Below are 18,164 nucleotides of genomic sequence, written 5' to 3'. Positions count from 1 at the left end.
ATCTTTTCGCAGCAAAGTGATGGCCAAAGATTATCACTGTTCACCGTCCGGCCCTTCATTGTCCAGGTCGGGCTGATCGCGTAACGGCAGGTACAAGGTGATGCATGTGCCCTGCCCGCCAATGCCCTCGCCAACAGTGATCCGCCCACCATGGGCACCCACCATGCCCAGACAGATTGCCAGCCCCAATCCCGTGCCCTGTCCGCCTCTATCGCCTCGGGCAGCGGTGTAGAACATGTCGAAAATTCGCGCCCGATCTTCTTCGGGGATGCCCGGCCCTTGGTCACTGACGGCAAACCACAGTTCCCCCTCGTCCGCCCCGGCCGACAGTTGCAATTGGCCATGAGGTGGTGAAAAACGCGCGGCGTTTTCCAACACATTGACCAGCGCCTGCTCAATTAATGCGCCGTGCACGTGCAGCAGCGGCAATTGCGCAGGCACATCCACAGCCACCTGCAAGGGCGCCAGCACTGCCCGCAGACGGTTCAAGGCGCTGCCCGCAATGTCGGCCGGCGATACCCAGTCGCGGGCCAGCTTCAATGCGCCGTGGCCTAGCCGGGTCATGTCTAAAAGGTTCTGGATATAACGATCCAGACGCTCGGCCTCATCGCGGGTGCCTTCAAGCAAATCGCGCCGGTCAGCCAATGGGATCGCCTCGCCCAACGCCAGCAAGGTGTCGATACTGCCGCGCATGGTGGTCAACGGGGTCCGCAGGTCATGGGACACTGACGCCAGCAGCGCACTGCGCAACTGCTCGGTTTCGCCATGCAGGCGCGCAGCTTCAAGGTCCTGGACCAAACGCGCACGGGCCAATGCCTGAGCCAGGGGCTGGCTCAACGCCATAAGCAAGCGCCGACGCTGACCGACAAGCTGCTGCCCCTGTTTCGGGCATACGCCGAGCAAGGCCAGCGGCCCCTCCTCGGCGCTTATCGGCCACCACCACCAACGCCCCATCGGCAACGTGCCGGTGCCCTTGCCCGCAGGCTGGTCATGGGCCCAAGCCCAGTCCGCAGCAGCGCGCTCGGCTTCGGAAAACTGTAATGGGCCACCCGTTTCGACGTCCCAGCCACCCGCGTCATTACGATTGAGCAGGCACACATCAAGCTCTTTCCAGCCGCTCAAATGTTGCCCGGCAGCATTGACCACGGCTTTGCGGTCGGTGGCGGCAGTGAGCTTGCGCGACAGATCGAGCAGCTCGGTGGTTTCATGCTGGGTGTCGCGCAGAGCCTGCAACTGCCGACGCTGGCGAGCCGCCAGATTACCGGTCAGCGCCGCCATCAGCAGAAAGAACACCAACGTCAGCACATCTTCTTCGCGCTGAATGCTGAACGAGAAATTGGGCGGAATAAACAGGAAGTCATAGGCCAAAAACGACATCGCCGCACAGGCCAGCGATGGCCCCAGGCTGCTGCGAACCGCGACCAGCAGCACCGCCGCCAGAAACACCAGCGAGATATTGGGCAGCGCCAGCACGCTGGACACCCCCCACGCCAGGGCACTGGCCAGTACCGTGGCAATCAGCGCCAGGCCATAGTCAAACCACACCAGCCTGATTTCACTGCGACTGCTGGTTGGCGTGGGGGATTGCTCGTTGTCGAGCACGTTGATTTCCAGACCGTGGGCATCGCGCAACAAGCGCGCTGCCAGCCCGCCACCGAACACGCGGCGGCGCCAGGTCAACCGTGACTGGCCGACCAGCAGCAAGCTGGCACGACGTTCGCTGGCGTGCTGGATCAGGGTTTTGGCCACTTCACCGGCACGCAGCAACACCACTTCGCCGCCAAGGCGCTCAGCCAATTGCTGAGCACTCTGCAGGCGCAAGCGCGATTGCTCATCGCGCACCGTGCCGTTATCGACATGCACCAGGCTCCAGGGTAAATGCCGACGCTCCGCGACCCGGCTGGCGTGACGCACCAGGCGCTCGGCATGCACATCGCCATCGATCCCCACCAGCAAGCGGCCCCGCAGTGCAGGCGCCGATTGCCCCTGCTGGCGGTAGCCTTTGTCCAGTTCATCGTCGACATACACCGCCGCCGTCTGCATGGCCAATTCGCGCAGGGCGTTGAGGTTGGTCTGGCTGAAAAACGCATCGATCGCCGCCCGCGCCTGCTCCGGCACATACACCTTGCCCTCGCGCAGACGCTCCAGCAGTTCACGGGGCGGCAGGTCGATCAGCAACAGCTCGTAGGCTTCCTGCACGATCCAGTCCGGCAGGGTTTCACGCACTTGCACACCGGTAATACCGCGCACCTGATCGTTAAGGCTCTCCAGATGCTGAACGTTGACCGTGGTGTACACGTCGATTCCGGCGGCAAGCAGTTCCTGCACATCCTGCCAGCGCTTGGCATGCCGGCTACCGGGAGCGTTGCTGTGGGCCAGCTCATCGACCAGTACCAGCGTGGGTTTGGCCGCGAGCAAACCGTCGAGGTCCATTTCTTCGAGCTGCACGCCGCGATATTCCGAGCGCAACATTGGTTGCTGGGGCAAACCGTTGAGCAGCGCTTCGGTCTCCGCCCGGCCATGGGTTTCAACCACCCCCGCCAATACCTCCACACCCTGACGCAGTTGGGTGTGGGCGGCTTGCAGCATGGCGTAGGTTTTGCCCACACCGGGTGCCGCGCCAAGGAACACTTTAAGCCGACCACGGCCTGCGCGTGGCAAATCAGCTAACAGCGCATCGGCGCGCACGGAATGACTCATGTGATTTTCCTGTAAATCAGGGGGAGGCATGACCTGTGGGAGCGGGCTTGCTCGCGATGGTAGCTACGCGGTCACTCTGATTCACCGCGCGGCCTGCATCGCGAGCAAGCTCGCTCCCACAAGATCAAGGTCAAGCTTGAAGTCAGTTGTTAAGCTGCGCCAATGCCTGGTTCAACAGCAACACGTTAACCACCGGTGGCCCCACCAACGGCTGCTCGATATGTTTTTCCACCAGTTGTTCGACGGTCTGCACCGGCAAGTTACGGGCTGCGGCTACGCGCACCAGTTGATAGCGTATTGCCTCTGGTGGCAAGTGCGGGTCCAACCCGCTGCCCGAGGTGGTCAGCAGCGCCAGGGGCACTGGGCCCTGATCGGGCACCGCGAGCTGGGCGGCGCTATCCTTGACCCGTGCAGCCAGCGCCGGGTTGCTCGGCGCCAGGTTACTCGCCGAACTGGCTACCGTGGCAAACGCCCCCGCAGAGGGCCGTGGATGAAACCAGCTGTCGCCACTGAAGTCCTGCGCGATCAGCGCCGAACCCAGTACCTTGCCAGTGCTGTCGCGCACCAGGCTGCCGTTGGCCTGTTCAGGGAAGGCCAGTTGCGCAATCCCGGTCACGGTCAGCGGGTAGATCACGCCGGTAATGGCGGTCATCAATAGCATCAGGCTCAGGGCCGGACGTAGAAAAGTAGTCATGGTGTAACCCTCCAATGCTTAAACCAGATGCAACGCGGTGAGCAGCATGTCGATCAGTTTGATCCCCACAAACGGCACCACCAGCCCACCCACGCCATAGATCAGCAGATTGCGACGCAGCAGGTGCGCGGCACTCGCCGCCTGTACCCGTACCCCGCGCAGCGCCAACGGAATCAGCACCACGATAATCAGCGCGTTAAACACGATGGCCGACAAAATCGCACTCTGCGGGCTGCTCAGGCGCATCACGTTCAGCACGCCCAACTGCGGGTAGATCGAAGCAAACAGCGCTGGCAGAACAGCAAAGTACTTGGCCACGTCGTTGGCAATCGAGAAGGTGGTCAATGCACCCCGGGTCACCAGCAGCTCTTTGCCGATTTGCACCACGTCCAGCAGCTTGGTCGGATCGCTGTCGAGGTCGACCATATTCGCCGCTTCGCGTGCCGCTTGGGTGCCGTCGTTCATCGCCATGCCGACGTCAGCCTGGGCCAGTGCCGGGGCGTCGTTGGCGCCATCGCCGCACATGGCAACCAGTCGCCCGTCATTTTGCTCATGACGAATACGCGCCAGTTTTTTCTCCGGCGTGGCTTCGGCCAGCACGTCATCCACACCCGCTTCTGCAGCAATTGCGGCGGCGGTCAGCGGGTTGTCGCCAGTCACCATCACGGTGCGAATCCCCAGCTTGCGCAACTCGGCAAAGCGCTCGCGAATCCCCGGTTTAACAACGTCCTTGAGGTGGATCGCGCCTAACAATTTGCCCTGGGCACACACCAGCAACGGGGTGCCGCCGCTCTGGGCGATCTTGTCGATTTCTCGCGACAAGGCAGGCAGCAGTTCGCCACGTGTAAGGCCAACAAACGCCAACACCGAATCCACAGCGCCCTTGCGGTACACCCGGCCGTCGTAGTCGATACCCGACAGGCGCGTTTCAGCGGTAAACGGCACCGCTGTAAAGTCAGACACTGGCAACTCGGGCAGGCTGTGCTGGCCGCGAATAAACTCAACGATGGACTTGCCTTCAGCCGTCTCGTCCGCCAGCGAGGCGCGCAGTGCGCCTTCGGCCAGCTCTTTGGCAGTCACACCAGTGGTTGCATACAGCGCCGTGCAGCGACGGTTACCAAAAGTGATGGTGCCGGTCTTGTCGAGCATCAGCACATGTACATCACCGGCCGCCTCCACCGCACGTCCGGATTTGGCGATCACGTTGAGGCGCACCAGACGGTCCATCCCGGCAATACCGATGGCCGACAGCAAGCCGCCAATGGTGGTCGGGATCAACGTCACCAGCAGCGCCACCAAAAACACCAACGGCAAGCTGCCACCGGCGAAGTAGGCAAAAGGCTGCAAGGTCACGACCACGATCAAAAAGATCAGGGTCAAGCCAATCAACAGGATATCCAGCGCCACTTCGTTGGGTGTTTTCTGGCGTTTGGCGCCTTCGACCAAGGCGATCATGCGGTCCAGGGTCGACTCGCCGGGGTTGGCACTGATTTGCACCAGCAGCCAGTCACTCACCAGGCGCGTGTTGCCGGTCACCGCCGAGCGATCACCGCCCGACTCGCGGATCACCGGCGCGGATTCACCGGTAATCGCCGCTTCGTTGACCGCGGCAATCCCTTCAATCACCTCGCCGTCGCCGGGGATCATCTCCCCCGCCTCGACGCGCACCACATCACCCTTGCGCAAACGGGTGGCCGGTACGACTTCAAAGCCACCCGTAGCGGTGCGCCGACGCGCACTCAGGCCCACGCTGCCCGCCTTGAGGCTGTCGGCCCGAGCTTTGCCTCGGCCCTCGGCCAGGGCTTCAGCAAAGTTGGCGAATAACACGGTAAACCACAACCACAGGGCGATTTGCACCGCTACCCCAGTGGGTACCGCGGGCTCGGGAATAAAGCACAGCACAGTGGTAAAAATCGCGGTCAGCTCGACCACCAGCATCACCGGCGAACGCTTGAGCTGACGCGGGTCTAGCTTGACGAAAGCTTGCAGCAGCGCCGGGCGCCAAATATCGGCAAACGAGGTTTTCGGCGACTCGGGCGCCTTGGCTTCAGGCGTTGGCGTCAACTTTGAAACAGGAGCAGGCATAGTCATCATCGTCTCCTCAGAAGCCCAGTGTCAGTTGTTCGGCGATGGGGCCCAGGGCCAATGTCGGCAAGAAGGTCAGGCCGCCCACCAGCAAAATGGTTACGGTCAACAGCGCGACAAACAGCGGGCCGTGGGTCGGAAAACTGTCCTGGCCAATCGGTGCGGTTTTCTTCAGCGCCAGGCTGCCCGCCAGAGCCAGCACTGGCAGGATGTAGCCGAAACGCCCGATCAACATGCCCAGGCCCAACATCAGGTTGTAGAACGGCGTGTTGGCGTTGAGCCCGGCAAAGGCTGAGCCGTTGTTGGCACTGGCCGAGGTGAAGGCGTACAGCACCTGACTGAAACCGTGCGGGCCGGGGTTGCTCACCGAGGCCGCGGCACTGGGCAGCACGGCGGCAATCGAACCCAGCACCAGCACGCCCACTGGCATCACCAGCAGGGTCACCACCAGCAACTGGACTTCCTTGGCCTGGAGCTTTTTACCGAGGTATTCCGGGGTGCGGCCGATCATCAGACCGGCGAGGAACACCGCGACCAACACGTTCAGCAACATGCCGTAGAGCCCGGCACCAACGCCGCCGAAGATCACCTCACCGACCATCATGTTGACCAGCGCCACCATCCCGGTCAGTGGGTTGAGGCTGTCGTGCATCCCGTTCACCGAACCGTTGGAAGCCGAAGTCGTGGTTTCGGTCCAGAGCACTGTGCCGGTGGTGCCGAAGCGCACTTCCTTGCCTTCCAGCGGTGCAGTCTGTTCAACCAGCGGGCTGTTGAGCGCCGGGTTCGGTTGATATTCGGCGTACAGCGCGGTGCCGCCGCCAATCAGGAACAGCGCCAGCATGCAGGCAATGATCGCCCGGCTCTGACGCAGATCCTTGACGTAATGGCCGAAGGTGAACACCAGCGCCACCGGGATCAGAATGATCGAGGCCATTTCAAACAGGTTGCTCCAGGCGCTCGGGTTCTCGAACGGGTGCGCTGAGTTGACGCCGAAGAAGCCGCCACCGTTGGTGCCCAGTTGCTTGATCGCAATCTGGCTGGCAGCCGGGCCCAGCGGAATCACTTGATCCACGCCTTGCAAGGTCACGGCGTTGACGTAATGGGCGAAGGTTTGCGGAACGCCCTGCCAGACCAGAAACAGCGCCAGTACCAAACACAACGGCAGCAGGCCGTAGAGCGTGGCACGGGTCATATCGACCCAGAAGTTGCCCAAGGTGTGCGCCGAACGACGGCTGATACCGCGGCATAACGCAACCAGCACGGCCAGACCGGTGGCGGCGCTGACAAAGTTCTGCACGGTCAGGCCAGCCATTTGGCTGAAGTAGCTCAGGCTCGCTTCACCGCTGTAGCTTTGCCAGTTGGTATTGGTGACAAAACTCACTGCGGTGTTGAAGGCTTGCGTCCACTCCTGCCCCGGCAACTGCTGCGGGTTAAGCGGCAAGTACTGCTGAAACAGCACAATTGCAAACAACAGCACAAAACCCGTCAGGTTAAAGGCCAGCAGGGCCAGGGTGTATTTCTGCCAGCTTTGCTCGGTCGCCGGGTCTACCCCGGCAATTCGATAGCAAACTTTTTCGACCGGCCCGAACACCGGGCTCAGCCAGGTACGCTGGCCTTCCATCACTTTGTAGTAAAAGCGCCCCAGCCAGGGTGCCGGTAGCAGCACCAAGGCGAAAAAGGCGAGGATCAGCCCATAGTCATAACTGTGCATACCCGCTCCTAGTTCCGATCTGCGCGCAACAGCGCAACCAGCAGATAAACGAACAGCGCCACTGCCAGCAGCAGCGACACTCCATCCAGAACGCCCATGGCAACTCTCCCAAAGCGGCACTTGCCGCGTATGGAGAGAGTGTGGGTAATCAGGGCGTAAAGGATCGAGATCGAGAGGGATGCGGGGGCGTAAAGAAGGCGTAAAGAAGCAGGAGGGGGAATCCGCAGCTGCCTAAGGAACGAAGGCTGCGTCCGGCGACGCTGTTGTCGTAAACCCAGTAGGCACGGTTTGTCTGAAGCACCGCATTGGATGGTTTTACGACGACTGCGTCGCCGAACGCAGCCTTCGTTCCTCGGCAGCTGCTACAACATCAGCGCAGCAACGGCGTGTCCAGCACCTCGGAGGGGCCGCCGAGCACGCTTTCGCTCAGTTGGATAAAACTCTGGGTATTGACCTTGTCCATGCGCATCAGGGCCTGGCTGACGTCATCCAGCGAGCGCTTGTTGTGGGTCTGTAAACGAATTTCACGGTCCAGCGCCTGCAACAGCGTGACAGCCCTAGCCACCACAGCCGGGCCTGCCTGCTGGCCGCGCAGGTGGGTAACGCTTTTACCAGCAGCATTGAGCTTGTGTTGCAAGGTCTGGTAACGCTCGTCACTCATGCCCCCTGCGCGACGCATCAGTTCAATGCCGTAGTACTCGCTCAGGCCTTCGCCGATCCAGTCATGGCCCGGCTCGTCATTGATGCCACTGAACAACTGCACCACTTCGCGCAACAACGGGCTGGTGCCGCTCTCGCTGACCAGCGGCAAGCCGCTGTACAGGTAGATCGAGTTGCGCCCCGCCGCACTGCCTTTCCACATCGGTCTGCCCGCCCCGACAATCAGCAGCTTGGGCGGGTTGCGCGGGAACACGGCCTGCACTTGCGGCCAGACAAACGTCAACAGGGTCAGTACATCCATGCGGTGCATGCCCTGCCCTTTGGGTGCGCTCACCGTGACTTCGGTTTCGCCCATAGTGGTACGGCGGCTACCCAGGTTGCCCGCGAGCATCCACCCTGTGGGCCGGTCGAACAGCCGCGAGACATCATCGATACGGAAGCGATTTTTGCCAATACGCGGCCAGGCGGTTTCAACACTTTTCCAGCCTTTGGGCAATTCGAACTCAAGGCGTGACACCAGTTCGACGCCGTCCTGCTGATCAAGGTTGGCGGGCGGGATCAGCTCTTCGCCGCGAAACAATGCCCAATCGGGGGTAATGCGGGCGTCAAACGTGCCGTTTTTGCGCGGCTGGCTCAGACGCACTCGATAGCTCAGATTGGCCTTGCCCGGCGCGGGCCGCCACAAGCCACGACTATGGGCCGGGTCGGCGGTCAGTTGCCATTGCCCGTCCGCCTTGAAATCGCTGTAGCTGCCCGGCGCCCCGAGATCAAAATCCAGGCTGCGCACGGCCGAACCCTCAGCCAGGGTCAGCCGCACCTCAGCCTGATCGGTTTGCGGCAACAGGCGTACGTGGTAGTTCAGATCGACTTTTTGCGCAGCCCACAGCGGGCCACTGGCCAGCAATAGCAGCAGGCCCAGGGGCAATTTGTAACGCAGCGGCATATTCACTCCTTGGCAACCGCTCCGGCACTTAACCGGCGCGGAAAATCAGATGATCTTCCCAGTCGTCTTCCGGCACGCTGCCTTCGGCGAGCATGCGCCCGGACTGCGAAATGCGTTCATGGTGCACCGCGTCCGGGTCGCCGCAGACCAAATGGTGCCAGAGCGGCAAATCCTTGCGTTCGCTCACCAGCCGGTAACCGCAGGTCGGCGGCAACCACTTGAACTCTTCGGCCTTGCCCGGCGACAGCTGAATGCAGTCCGGCACTGAATCACGACGGTTAGGATAGTCAGTGCACTGACAGGTTTTCAGATCGAGCAGCTTGCAGGCGATACGCGTGTAGTAAACGCTGTTGTCGTCTTCATCTTCGAGCTTTTGCAAACAGCACAACCCGCAGCCGTCGCACAGCGACTCCCATTCCTCTTGATCAAGTTGATCGAGGGTCTTGCGGATCCAGAACGGTTCAACTATTGCGGCCATGGCTCAAACATCAACATCAGGGAGTGGAAAAGGCCGCCAGTCTAGTGCCCAAGGCCCCGCGGGCCAAGCGCTAGTGACTGACGGTGTAACTGGACTTGTCACATTAAGGGCTTAACAGTAGCTTTGTGCCTGAAAATTCAACTCAGGAAAATCGAATGCCAGCTTCTAACCGCATTGCCGAACACCAAATCCATGAGCAATTCACCCAGCGTTGGTCGCCCCGTGCCTTTACTGATGCGACCATCGACAAAGCCACTCTGATGAGCTTTTTTGAAGCTGCTCGCTGGGCTCCGTCGGCCTACAACGCACAACCCTGGCGCTTTCTGTTCGCCCTGCGCGGTACTCCGGACTTTGACCGCTACCTGAACCTGCTGGTGGAATTCAACCAGGGTTGGGCCAAGCATGCGGCCGCATTGGTGGTGATTGTTTCCAAAACCACCTTCGCCGCACCGGGTACCACCGAAGAAAAACCCGCGCCGACCCACGCCTTTGACGCAGGCGCAGCCTGGGGTCACCTGGCACTGCAAGCGCACCTGAGCGGCTGGCATACCCACGGTATGAGCGGCCTGGATTTCGAACGGGCGCGCAAGGAGCTGAAAATCCCCGAGGGTTACGCGGTACAAGCCATGGTCGCCATCGGCAAAATCGGCGACAAGTCGAGCCTGGTGGACTACCTGCAAGCCAAGGAAGTACCAAGCCAGCGCGAACCGTTGAGCAAGCTGGTGGCTGAAGGCGATTTCAGCCTGTAAATGCAAGTCTTGTAGCCGCTACCGCAGGTTGCGATAAGGTCCGCAGGACCTTCGCTTTTAAAAGCAGGATCGCAGCCTGCGGCAGCGGCTACACATAGCTAGCGGTTTCAATACCCGCGATCGAAGTCCACTTCGCCACGCAGCGCTTCGCCCGCCTGAAACGCACGCAAGTTGTCGACAAACAACTGCACCATCATTGGCGGTGAAGTCGGCGCCGAGCTGTGACCGGTCAGCAGCAGGCCCCAGGCCGTCCAGAACGGATGCTTGGCCGGCAACGGTTCCTGACGGCACACGTCGATCACCGCCCCCGCCAGATGCCCCACTCGCAAAGCCTCGACCAGATCGGCATCGACCACGGCTACGCCGCGCCCGGCATTGATAAACACCGCATTCGGATTGAATTGCGCAAACAACTCTGCATCGTACACATCATGGGTGTCCGGGGTATTTGGCAGCAGATTGATCACGTAATCCACCTGCGCCACCAGACGCGGCAAGTCGCTTAACACCCCGACTTCCTTGAAAGGCGCCAGTTCACGCGGGGTATTGGCGATGGCATACAGCTCGACACCAAAGGGCAGCAGAAACTGCGCCACCGTCTGACCGATATCCCCGGCCCCGACAATCAGTACCTTGCGCCCTATCAGGCTCTGGCCCATGCGGTTGTCCCACTTGCGTTCGACCTGGCTGACCAGCCGGGCCATGACTTCACGCTCGTGGCCGAGCATGTAAGTCAAAACGTATTCGGCCATTACCTGGCCAAAAATACCTACCGCACGGGTCAGCCGATAATCACGATTCAGGCCTTGGGCCAATAACGGAGTGATCCCCGCCCAGGTCGACTGCAACCATTGAGGCTTGTGCCCCTGTCGCATCAGTGTCGCCAACAAGTCCGGCTGGCCAAGCCATACCGGGCACTCGCCAGCCATGCGCGACAGTTGCTCGGAGTCGCCGCTGGACTGCACCTCGAGATCCGGTGCCATGCGTTGCAAAAGTTGGGTGTAGAGCGGGTAGTCGTTCTCGGCAATCAGGACGCGCATGTTGCTAACCTTTCTAAAACACTGCCAGCACCCGCCGCCGAGGTTTGCCCCGTCGCGTTCGGCCACCGCCAATCAAAATGAGTCCGTTTGAGACAGGCGCCCGGAGCCGGGCACCTGGCGCTTCATTTACATCGGGTCGTTGCGACGCAACAACTCTTCGGGCAAGTGCTCGATGTATTCGTCTTCGGCCGGTGGCATTTGCAGGTGATAGCCCTGAGTCTCAAGGTTTTCCAGCACCTTGTTGATGTCTTCGCGAGACAGTGTGCGCTCAGGGGTAAGCACCAGATCAAAAGCGTGATGCGGCTTGCCGAAGGCGGCCAGCAGGCTTTCGGGCACGCGTTCCAGGGCATCGGCCTTGAGCACGTAGAGGTACATTTCGTTGCGTTTGAGGCTGCGGTAGATAGAGCAAATACGTTTCAAGACGGTTCTCCAGCGGTGGCCAGGCAATCGAGCAAGGCCTGGCCCATCAGCTCACGGCGCCAGCCGCGCAGTGATTCCGGCAATTGATAAGGGCCATTGGGGAAGCCACTTTTAAGCAGGGCTTCCAGGGTTTTCTTGCGTAGCATCAGTTCCGGCGCAATGTTCAGGCGCTCGGCTTCAGCCTGACCGATGGCACGCAGGCGCTTGATCAACAACGCCGCTTCAACCGGCAACGGCTCAGGCACAGCGGGCGGCCATTGTTCTGGCGGTAGACTGCCAGCACGCTTGATCAGATCAAGTAAAAACTCGCCATCCTGACGCACGGTGCGCGGGTGCATATCTTCGATACGCGCCAGCGCGACCAGGTTGTCAGGCTGCGTTTTGGCCAAAGGCCATAACGCATGCTCACGTATAACCCGATTACGCGGCAGGTCACGGGCACGGGCCTGGTGCTCGCGCCATGCGCAAATTTCACGCAGCACAGCCAACTGGTCCCTTGAGAGCTTCCACGCCAACTTCGCGTCGCGGTACACCTCGTTCGGGTCTACTTCACGGCGCAGGTTGGCAACTAGCTCAGCACCATCGTCCAGCACCCAGCTGTACTTCTCTGCCGACAGGCGCGGATACAGCAACTTGTAGACTTCAGCCAGATGCAGGGCATCTTCGGCGGCGTAGCTGATCTGGGTTTCAGACAACGGACGCTGAAGCCAGTCGGAGCGGGTTTCGCCTTTGGGCAGGTCGATATCCAGCACTTCCTTGACCAGGCGCGAGTAGCCCATCGAGAAGCCCAGGTTCAGGTAGGCGGCGGCCAGTTGAGTATCGAACAACGGCACCGGCAAGCTGGCGGTCAGGCGCAGCAAAACCTCAAGATCTTCGCTGCATGCATGCAGCACTTTGACGACCGACGGGTTTTCCATCAGATCAGCCAATGGCTGCCAGTTGTCGATGGTCAACGGGTCGATCAGGTAAGCCCGTGTGCCGTCGCCAATCTGGATCAGGCCGGCAATCGGGTAAAAGGTGTCGACCCGCATAAATTCGGTGTCGAGGGCTACGAACGGCAAATGTTGCCATTCGGCGCAATGTTGGCCGAGGCTATCGTTGTCGCGAATCCAGTGAATATCGATGGCCACACGGCTCTCCCTTGAAGAATGGCGCGCAGTATATATCGTCGTCAGGGATTTCCGGACATTGACTCGTCATGTTGTGCGCGAAAAAACCTACGAGGTTTAGATCTAAAACCTGCATCCACATACCGTTTTTGTGTGTAGGTTGCCCGGAGCCTCGACACACAAATTTTGTTACAACACATAATGTGACAAGCCGGAGAGGTCACTGCGTGAGGACACGAGTAGATTTGCGCCCTATAAAAACCGAGGATGACCCAATGCACATGTCCCGCAAGTTGTCAGGTATTGCTCTCTCGCTGGTAGGCTTCTGTGCCTTTGGCAATGTGGCCCTGGCCCAAACTCCAGAATCCAAACTCGACACCGTGGTGCAAAACGGCGCCAAACAGGTGATGCAGCAACACGCGGTGCCCGGCTTGGCCATCGCCGTCAGCGTCAATGGCAAACAACGTTTCTACAATTTTGGCGTGGCATCACAAACGACCAAAGCGCCCGTAACCCCCGACACGCTGTTTGAAGTCGGCTCCATCAGCAAGGTGTTTACGGCCACCCTGGCCACCTATGCCCAAGCCAAGGGCCAGCTTTCACTGGCAGACACAGTCGCCAAGTACGAACCCGAACTTCAGGGCACGCCCTTTGGCAAGATTACGCTGACCCATCTGGCCACCCACACGGCTGGCGGCTTCCCTTTGCAGGTCCCGGACAGCGTACAGAACGAACGCCAACTGATGGACTACCTCAAAGCCTGGAAGCCTGTGTACCCGACGGGCACCCAACGCAGCTATGCCAACCCCAGTATCGGCATGCTCGGCATGATTGCCGCCAAGAGCATGAACCTGCCCTTTACCCAGGCCATGGAACAGCAATTGTTCCCACAACTTGGGCTTAAAAGCAGTTACTACACAGTACCCGCAAGCAAAATGGGGCTATATGCCCAAGGCTATAACAAACAGGGCGAACCGGTCAGGCTCAACCCTGGAGTGCTCGGCAACGAAGCCTACGGCGTGAAGACCACTACCCGCGACCTGATCCACTTTACCGAGTTGAACATGGGCCAGGGCGAGGCCAGTCCGCTTGTGCGTCGCGCATTGGCTGACACACACGCGGGTTACTTCCGAGTAGGCCCGATGATTCAGGACCTGATCTGGGAGCAGTATCCTTACCCCGTCGAACTCAAGTCGCTGCTGGTGGGCAACTCAAACAAAATGGCTTACGAGAATAATGATGCCATTGCCCTGAACCCTGTCCTGGCGCCACAGCAAGCGGTATGGATCAACAAGACCGGTTCGACCAATGGCTTTGGTGCCTACGCGGTCTTCGTGCCATCCGAACAAAAGGCGATCATCATCCTGGCCAACAAAAACTACCCCAACGACGCTCGGGTCGAATTGGCGTACGAGATCTTGAAAGCCCTGAATTAAGTGTCTTTGCGCAAGATATAGATGCTGCCCATGTCACAACCGGGCAGCACCTCGTTCTGCTTGAAAATGTTAAAACCCGCCAGCGCAAACTGACTTTCAATCTCGCTCTTGCTCACCACGATGGGTTGCGGCTCTTCGATCCGCGCTGCTGCACGACCAATCGGTACTGACAGGATCAAGCTGTCACGGCTGACCCGGTGAAGCTCACGCAAAATGGCCAGTCGATGGTCGCTGTCTCGCACATGGTGGAACAGCTGCATGCAAAAAATGCAGTCCACCGCGTTTGCGGACATGTCGATGGAGAACACTGAGCTTTGAAACAGCTTGATCCGCGCCAGCAGGCTCGCCGGGTGATGAGTCTGCGCATGATTGAGCATGGATTGCGAAGAGTCGCAGGCCAGAATGACCCGATTGCCGTGCTCGGCCAAAACCGGCCAGAACCGGCCTGCACCGCAAGCCAGATCCAGTACCAACCCAGGTTCACCCGCGACCTTCAGCGCACGGCGAACCAGACGTTTTTCGCGCCACAACGCCAACCTGCGAACAAACCCTTGGGGCTGTGCTTGCAGGCAAACCTTCGCATGCTCGCGGTCATAACGCTCGGCGAACTCAAGCTCAATATGGGTGGAAGGTGGCTGCGATGACATGGCCCGCGAACTCTTGTGTTTGATGATGATCGGCTCAGAGGTTAACGCGGCACCAGTGAAAAAATTGTCACAGAAGCATGAAAAACAAAGGGATCAGGAGCATCCCGTAGCAGCTGCCGAAGGAACGAGGCTGCGTTCGAGCGCGCAGCGCTCGCGAAATCAGACCCTGCGGTGTGCAAGTCACATCCAGCTCTCTGGGTTTACGACTGCTACGCAGCCGAACGCAGCCTCGTTCCTTCGGCAGCTGCTACGGGGGCTCCTGATCTGGATTTACGCCTGCTGCAAATACCAGCGCCAGTCCTGCTCACCGACCTCGCCCATAAATTGTCGGTACTCGGAGTTTTTCACCGCCAGGTACACCTTCAAAAACTCTGGCCCGAAGGCCTCTTTGGCCCATACCGAACCTTGCAGCGCGCGCAAGGTGGTTAGCCAGTCGGTCGGCAGCATTTCGCTGGCCTGGGCATAGCCATTGCCTTCAATCGGCGCCCCCGGATCGAGCTGCTCACGAATACCGCGATGAATCCCGGCCAGAATCGCGGCGGCAGCCAGGTAGGGGTTGGCGTCGGCGCCACAAATCCGGTGTTCGATATGCCGCGAGAACGCCGGGCCTCCCGGCACTCGTAAGCTCACCGTACGGTTGTCCACACCCCAGGTCGCGGCCAACGGCGCATAGCTGTTGCTCTGAAAACGGCGATAAGAGTTGGCATTGGGGCAAAACATCAGCAACGAGTCGAGCAAAGTACTGAGCATCCCGCCCACCGCCTGCCTGAGCAGCGGCGTGCCGTCCGGCGCTTCGCTGGCGAACAGGTTATTGCCGTCTTTATCGGCCAGGCTCACATGCATATGCATGCCGGTGCCAGCCAAGTCATCAAACGGTTTGGCCATAAAACAGGCGACCATCCCGTGCTTGTGCGCTACGCCCTTGACCAGACGCTTGTAGCGCACCGCTTCGTCCATCGCCTGCAAGGCATCGCTGCGATGTTCCAGGGTGATCTCCACCTGCCCCGGCGCGTATTCGGAAATCGCCGTGCGCGCCGGAATCCCCTGCAGCTTGCAGGCACTGTACAAATCGGCCAAAAACGGCTCGATCTGCTCCAGCTCCCGCAGCCCGTACACCTGGGTCGCCCGCGGGCGCTGACCATCGGCATCGCGCGCTGGCTGCGGCCGCCCGTTACTGTCGCGCTGCTGATCGAGCAGGTAAAACTCCAGCTCGGCAGCCATCACCGGGTAGTAACCGTCCGCCTTGAGCCCGTCGATCACCTTGGCCAACAAGTGCCGAGGGTCGGCCACGGTGGCGGGCATGCCCTGCTGCGGATGCATGCTGACTTGCACCGCCGCCGTTGGGATCAGGCGCCACGGCATGCGTTGCAAACTGCCACTGATCGGGTAGGCACGGCAGTCGATATCGCCCACGTCCCATACCAGTCCGGTGTTTTCCACATCATCGCCATTGATGCTCAAGCCCAGAATTGTGCTCGGCAGCGGCCGCCCACTCTCGTAGACCGCCAGCAGTTCATCACGATGCAACAACTTGCCGCGGGGCACGCCGTTGTTGTCGATGATAAACAGCTCGAACATCTCGACATCCGGGTTCAGTTCCAGAAAATTCAGGGCTTCTTGTAGCGGGGCAAACGCGGTCGTGGCACTCATGACAATACTCGTAGAATTCATATCAGGCAGGCGCACCCTTCCGGGCACAGACAATCAAGACTTAACAGGAAATACGAGCATCCGGCGGGCGGGCATGGCGGCAATGGAACAGGGCCCAAAAGGCCAGCTCAGAAGGCAGGCACGGCACACGCCGCACGGCTGGAGCGCGCGACGGCCATGGGTACTGAATTCTGATCAGACCAAGCCTCATACCTGCAACCGTTGCCAAAAAGGGAACCCAGCCTCACATGGCTGAGCAGGTTGTTTAAATGCAGGCTTTCATACCTTTGGTTACACCTGCGCTAAACATTAGAATCTCTTTACTTTGTTGCAAATTCTGTGGGAGCGCCGGTCGGCGCTCCCACTGGGGGCCAGGTCAGCTCAACGGGAGTGGAAACGCCGGTTCAGGGCGATCTTTTTGGCCTCAATGGCCCGTACACGCCTGCGTTTGCTGCGCACTACCAAGGCCCAAACGATCAAAACCAACAGCAGTAAGCCTCCGCCCCACATCACGTAAGGCATTGCCGTTACCAACAACGGTGCATCACCACCACGACGCCATTTGGCTACAGTTTGCTCATCCACACTGAGCAGCGGATTACCAAAGCGTTGCAGGCTGTAGTTGGCGATGGCGGCAATTTGCTGATCGTTCAGGTCATCACCCAAGGCGGGCATGTTGACCTCAAGGTCGGCACCTTTGCGGTCGATGCCTTCGATGATCGCCATCACCAGATTGTTGACATGCTGGCCGGTCAAGGCGCTGTTTTGGCTCAACGAAGGGTAGAACGCATCAACGGTGCCCTGCCCGTCTCGCCCGTGGCAACTGGCGCAGGCCGAGTTGTAAAGGCGTGCGCCGTCGGTTTCGCTGGCGTCTACCAACGAGGCCTGATCGCCCTGCCCCGTTTCGAGGGTGGTCATGTCAATCGGCGTGACCTCGCGCGGATGGCTGGCCACATGATTACCGGTGGCAATCGCCGGAACGGTTTTCAGGTAGCTCGCCATGGCGTGCAGATCATCGTCGGTCAAAAAGCGTAGGCTGTGCTCTACCGCTTCAGCCATGCCACCCGCCGCTTGCGCCTTGTTAGTGACGTGGCCGTTTTTCAGGAAGCCCACCAGTTCATCAGCGCTCCAACTGCCCACGCCCGTGGCTTTATCGGACGTGATATTCGGCGCAATCCAGCCACCCAGCTCCGCACCGGACAGATAACGGCTGTTGTCCTCGGCCATCAACGCATTGCGCGGGGTGTGGCAGGCGCCACAGTGCGCAAGGTTGTCGACCAGATACTGACCACGTACCTGCTGAGCATCGGCTCCGGCTTCAGGAACAAAGCCCTGGGTATCGAGAAACAGCAGGTTCCAGCCAAACATCAAGGGCCGAATATTGAACGGAAACGCCAGTTGCGTCGGTTCCACCGGGATGTCGACCGCTTTCACACCCTGCTGCAGGTATGCATACAGCGCATGAATGTCTGCATCGCTCATACCCTGATAAGAGGTATATGGCATAGCCGGGTAAAGATTCTGACCCTTGGCGTTAACCCCCTTGCGCACGGCGTCCGCCAGCTGTTGCTCGGTGTAATCGCCAATGCCATAGGCCTTGGAAGGCGTGATGTTGCTGGAGATGATCCGGCCCATCGGCGAGTCGATGGCATACCCGCCGGAAAGGGCTGCACCGCCCTTTTCCACGGTACGGTGACAAGCGGCGCAGTCGGCAGCTCGCGCCACGTACTCGCCTTGTTTGACTAACGCAGCGTTGTCTTCAACCGCCCAGACCGACAACGACGCAAACAGCCCGCACAGGGCAGCCAGACCACGCAAACGTGAGATTTGAACGTTCATGGC

15 protein-coding genes are annotated in these 18,164 nt (G+C 60.0%); 2 read left to right on the top strand and 13 right to left on the bottom strand.

Annotated elements, in window-relative coordinates; translation table 11 throughout:
• Positions 1-33: 33 nt before the first annotated feature.
• The 7 genes from N7D90_RS07125 to N7D90_RS07095 form a co-directional block, all read right to left on the bottom strand.
• Complete coding sequence (locus N7D90_RS07125) at positions 34-2,700, bottom strand: sensor histidine kinase (protein WP_261741503.1); 2,667 nt, start codon at positions 2,698-2,700, stop codon at positions 34-36.
• Between the two features lie 142 nt (positions 2,701-2,842).
• Positions 2,843-3,394: a potassium-transporting ATPase subunit KdpC gene (kdpC, locus tag N7D90_RS07120; protein ID WP_261741502.1), complete on the bottom strand. Its 552-nt coding sequence runs from the start codon at positions 3,392-3,394 to the stop codon at positions 2,843-2,845.
• Positions 3,395-3,412: 18 nt separating this feature from the next.
• Positions 3,413-5,485: a potassium-transporting ATPase subunit KdpB gene (gene kdpB / locus N7D90_RS07115; RefSeq protein WP_261741501.1), complete on the bottom strand. Its 2,073-nt coding sequence runs from the start codon at positions 5,483-5,485 to the stop codon at positions 3,413-3,415.
• Between the two features lie 10 nt (positions 5,486-5,495).
• Positions 5,496-7,190 carry a potassium-transporting ATPase subunit KdpA gene (gene kdpA, locus N7D90_RS07110; RefSeq protein WP_261741500.1) on the bottom strand — a complete coding sequence of 565 codons (1,695 nt, stop codon included), beginning with the start codon at positions 7,188-7,190 and terminating at the stop codon, positions 5,496-5,498.
• 8 nt (positions 7,191-7,198) lie between these two features.
• Complete coding sequence (gene kdpF, locus N7D90_RS07105) at positions 7,199-7,288, bottom strand: K(+)-transporting ATPase subunit F (RefSeq protein WP_048358668.1); 90 nt, start codon at positions 7,286-7,288, stop codon at positions 7,199-7,201.
• 272 nt (positions 7,289-7,560) lie between these two features.
• Positions 7,561-8,793, bottom strand: coding sequence for a hypothetical protein (locus N7D90_RS07100; RefSeq protein ID WP_261741499.1), 1,233 nt, complete (start codon positions 8,791-8,793; stop codon positions 7,561-7,563).
• Positions 8,794-8,821: 28 nt separating this feature from the next.
• Complete coding sequence (locus N7D90_RS07095; RefSeq protein WP_016780096.1) at positions 8,822-9,271, bottom strand: YcgN family cysteine cluster protein; 450 nt, start codon at positions 9,269-9,271, stop codon at positions 8,822-8,824.
• A gap of 155 nt (positions 9,272-9,426) precedes the next feature.
• Between N7D90_RS07095 and N7D90_RS07090 the strand changes: the two genes are divergently transcribed.
• On the top strand, positions 9,427-10,020 hold the full coding sequence (locus N7D90_RS07090; protein ID WP_261741498.1) for a nitroreductase family protein: 594 nt from the start codon (positions 9,427-9,429) through the stop codon (positions 10,018-10,020).
• A gap of 107 nt (positions 10,021-10,127) precedes the next feature.
• On the opposite strand, the gene N7D90_RS07085 is transcribed toward N7D90_RS07090, so the two are convergent.
• The 3 genes from N7D90_RS07085 to rnd form a co-directional block, all read right to left on the bottom strand.
• Entirely contained in the window at positions 10,128-11,060 is a 933-nt protein-coding gene (locus N7D90_RS07085; RefSeq protein ID WP_261741497.1) for a D-2-hydroxyacid dehydrogenase, read from the bottom strand.
• Positions 11,061-11,186: 126 nt separating this feature from the next.
• Entirely contained in the window at positions 11,187-11,480 is a 294-nt protein-coding gene (locus N7D90_RS07080) for a YcgL domain-containing protein (RefSeq protein ID WP_261741496.1), read from the bottom strand.
• Positions 11,477-12,610 (bottom strand): ribonuclease D, encoded by a 1,134-nt coding sequence (gene rnd / locus N7D90_RS07075; protein WP_261741495.1) that lies wholly within the window; start codon positions 12,608-12,610, stop codon positions 11,477-11,479. Before rnd ends, N7D90_RS07080 begins: the two co-directional genes overlap by 4 nt.
• 254 nt (positions 12,611-12,864) lie before the next feature.
• On the opposite strand from rnd, the gene ampC reads away from it, so the two are divergent.
• Positions 12,865-14,025 (top strand): class C beta-lactamase, encoded by a 1,161-nt coding sequence (gene ampC / locus N7D90_RS07070; protein WP_410012138.1) that lies wholly within the window; start codon positions 12,865-12,867, stop codon positions 14,023-14,025.
• Here ampC and N7D90_RS07065 read toward each other — a convergent pair.
• The 3 genes from N7D90_RS07065 to N7D90_RS07055 form a co-directional block, all read right to left on the bottom strand.
• Positions 14,022-14,672, bottom strand: coding sequence for a class I SAM-dependent methyltransferase (locus tag N7D90_RS07065; protein ID WP_261741494.1), 651 nt, complete (start codon positions 14,670-14,672; stop codon positions 14,022-14,024). The genes ampC and N7D90_RS07065 overlap by 4 nt on opposite strands.
• Before the next feature lie 270 nt (positions 14,673-14,942).
• A complete protein-coding gene (locus N7D90_RS07060) occupies positions 14,943-16,322 on the bottom strand; it encodes a glutamine synthetase family protein (RefSeq protein ID WP_261741493.1) in 1,380 nt (459 codons plus the stop codon).
• Positions 16,323-16,703: 381 nt separating this feature from the next.
• Positions 16,704-18,161, bottom strand: a complete 1,458-nt coding sequence (locus N7D90_RS07055) for a cytochrome c (RefSeq protein ID WP_261741492.1) — start codon at positions 18,159-18,161, stop codon at positions 16,704-16,706.
• Between the last annotated feature and the right edge of the window lie 3 nt (positions 18,162-18,164).

Origin of the sequence: Pseudomonas fragi, from assembly GCF_025426255.1 — a bacterium.
Taxonomy (GTDB): Bacteria; Pseudomonadota; Gammaproteobacteria; order Pseudomonadales; family Pseudomonadaceae; genus Aquipseudomonas; species Aquipseudomonas kulmbachensis.
This window is presented reverse-complemented; position numbering and strand designations above follow the sequence as displayed.

Excerpts from the sequence above, each read along its gene's own strand:
- kdpC (WP_261741502.1), bottom strand. The coding sequence starts at position 3,394 with ATGACTACTTTTCTACGTCCGGCCCTGAGCCTGATGCTATTGATGACC.
- N7D90_RS07055 (WP_261741492.1), bottom strand. The coding sequence starts at position 18,161 with ATGAACGTTCAAATCTCACGTTTGCGTGGTCTGGCTGCCCTGTGCGGG.
- N7D90_RS07100 (WP_261741499.1), bottom strand. The coding sequence starts at position 8,793 with ATGCCGCTGCGTTACAAATTGCCCCTGGGCCTGCTGCTATTGCTGGCC.
- ampC (WP_410012138.1), top strand. The coding sequence starts at position 12,865 with ATGCACATGTCCCGCAAGTTGTCAGGTATTGCTCTCTCGCTGGTAGGC.
- kdpA (WP_261741500.1), bottom strand. The coding sequence starts at position 7,190 with ATGCACAGTTATGACTATGGGCTGATCCTCGCCTTTTTCGCCTTGGTG.
- N7D90_RS07125 (WP_261741503.1), bottom strand. The coding sequence starts at position 2,700 with ATGAGTCATTCCGTGCGCGCCGATGCGCTGTTAGCTGATTTGCCACGC.
- N7D90_RS07060 (WP_261741493.1), bottom strand. The coding sequence starts at position 16,322 with ATGAGTGCCACGACCGCGTTTGCCCCGCTACAAGAAGCCCTGAATTTT.
- N7D90_RS07085 (WP_261741497.1), bottom strand. The coding sequence starts at position 11,060 with ATGCGCGTCCTGATTGCCGAGAACGACTACCCGCTCTACACCCAACTT.
- kdpB (WP_261741501.1), bottom strand. The coding sequence starts at position 5,485 with ATGACTATGCCTGCTCCTGTTTCAAAGTTGACGCCAACGCCTGAAGCC.
- kdpF (WP_048358668.1), bottom strand. The coding sequence starts at position 7,288 with ATGGGCGTTCTGGATGGAGTGTCGCTGCTGCTGGCAGTGGCGCTGTTC.
- N7D90_RS07095 (WP_016780096.1), bottom strand. The coding sequence starts at position 9,271 with ATGGCCGCAATAGTTGAACCGTTCTGGATCCGCAAGACCCTCGATCAA.
- N7D90_RS07065 (WP_261741494.1), bottom strand. The coding sequence starts at position 14,672 with ATGTCATCGCAGCCACCTTCCACCCATATTGAGCTTGAGTTCGCCGAG.
- N7D90_RS07090 (WP_261741498.1), top strand. The coding sequence starts at position 9,427 with ATGCCAGCTTCTAACCGCATTGCCGAACACCAAATCCATGAGCAATTC.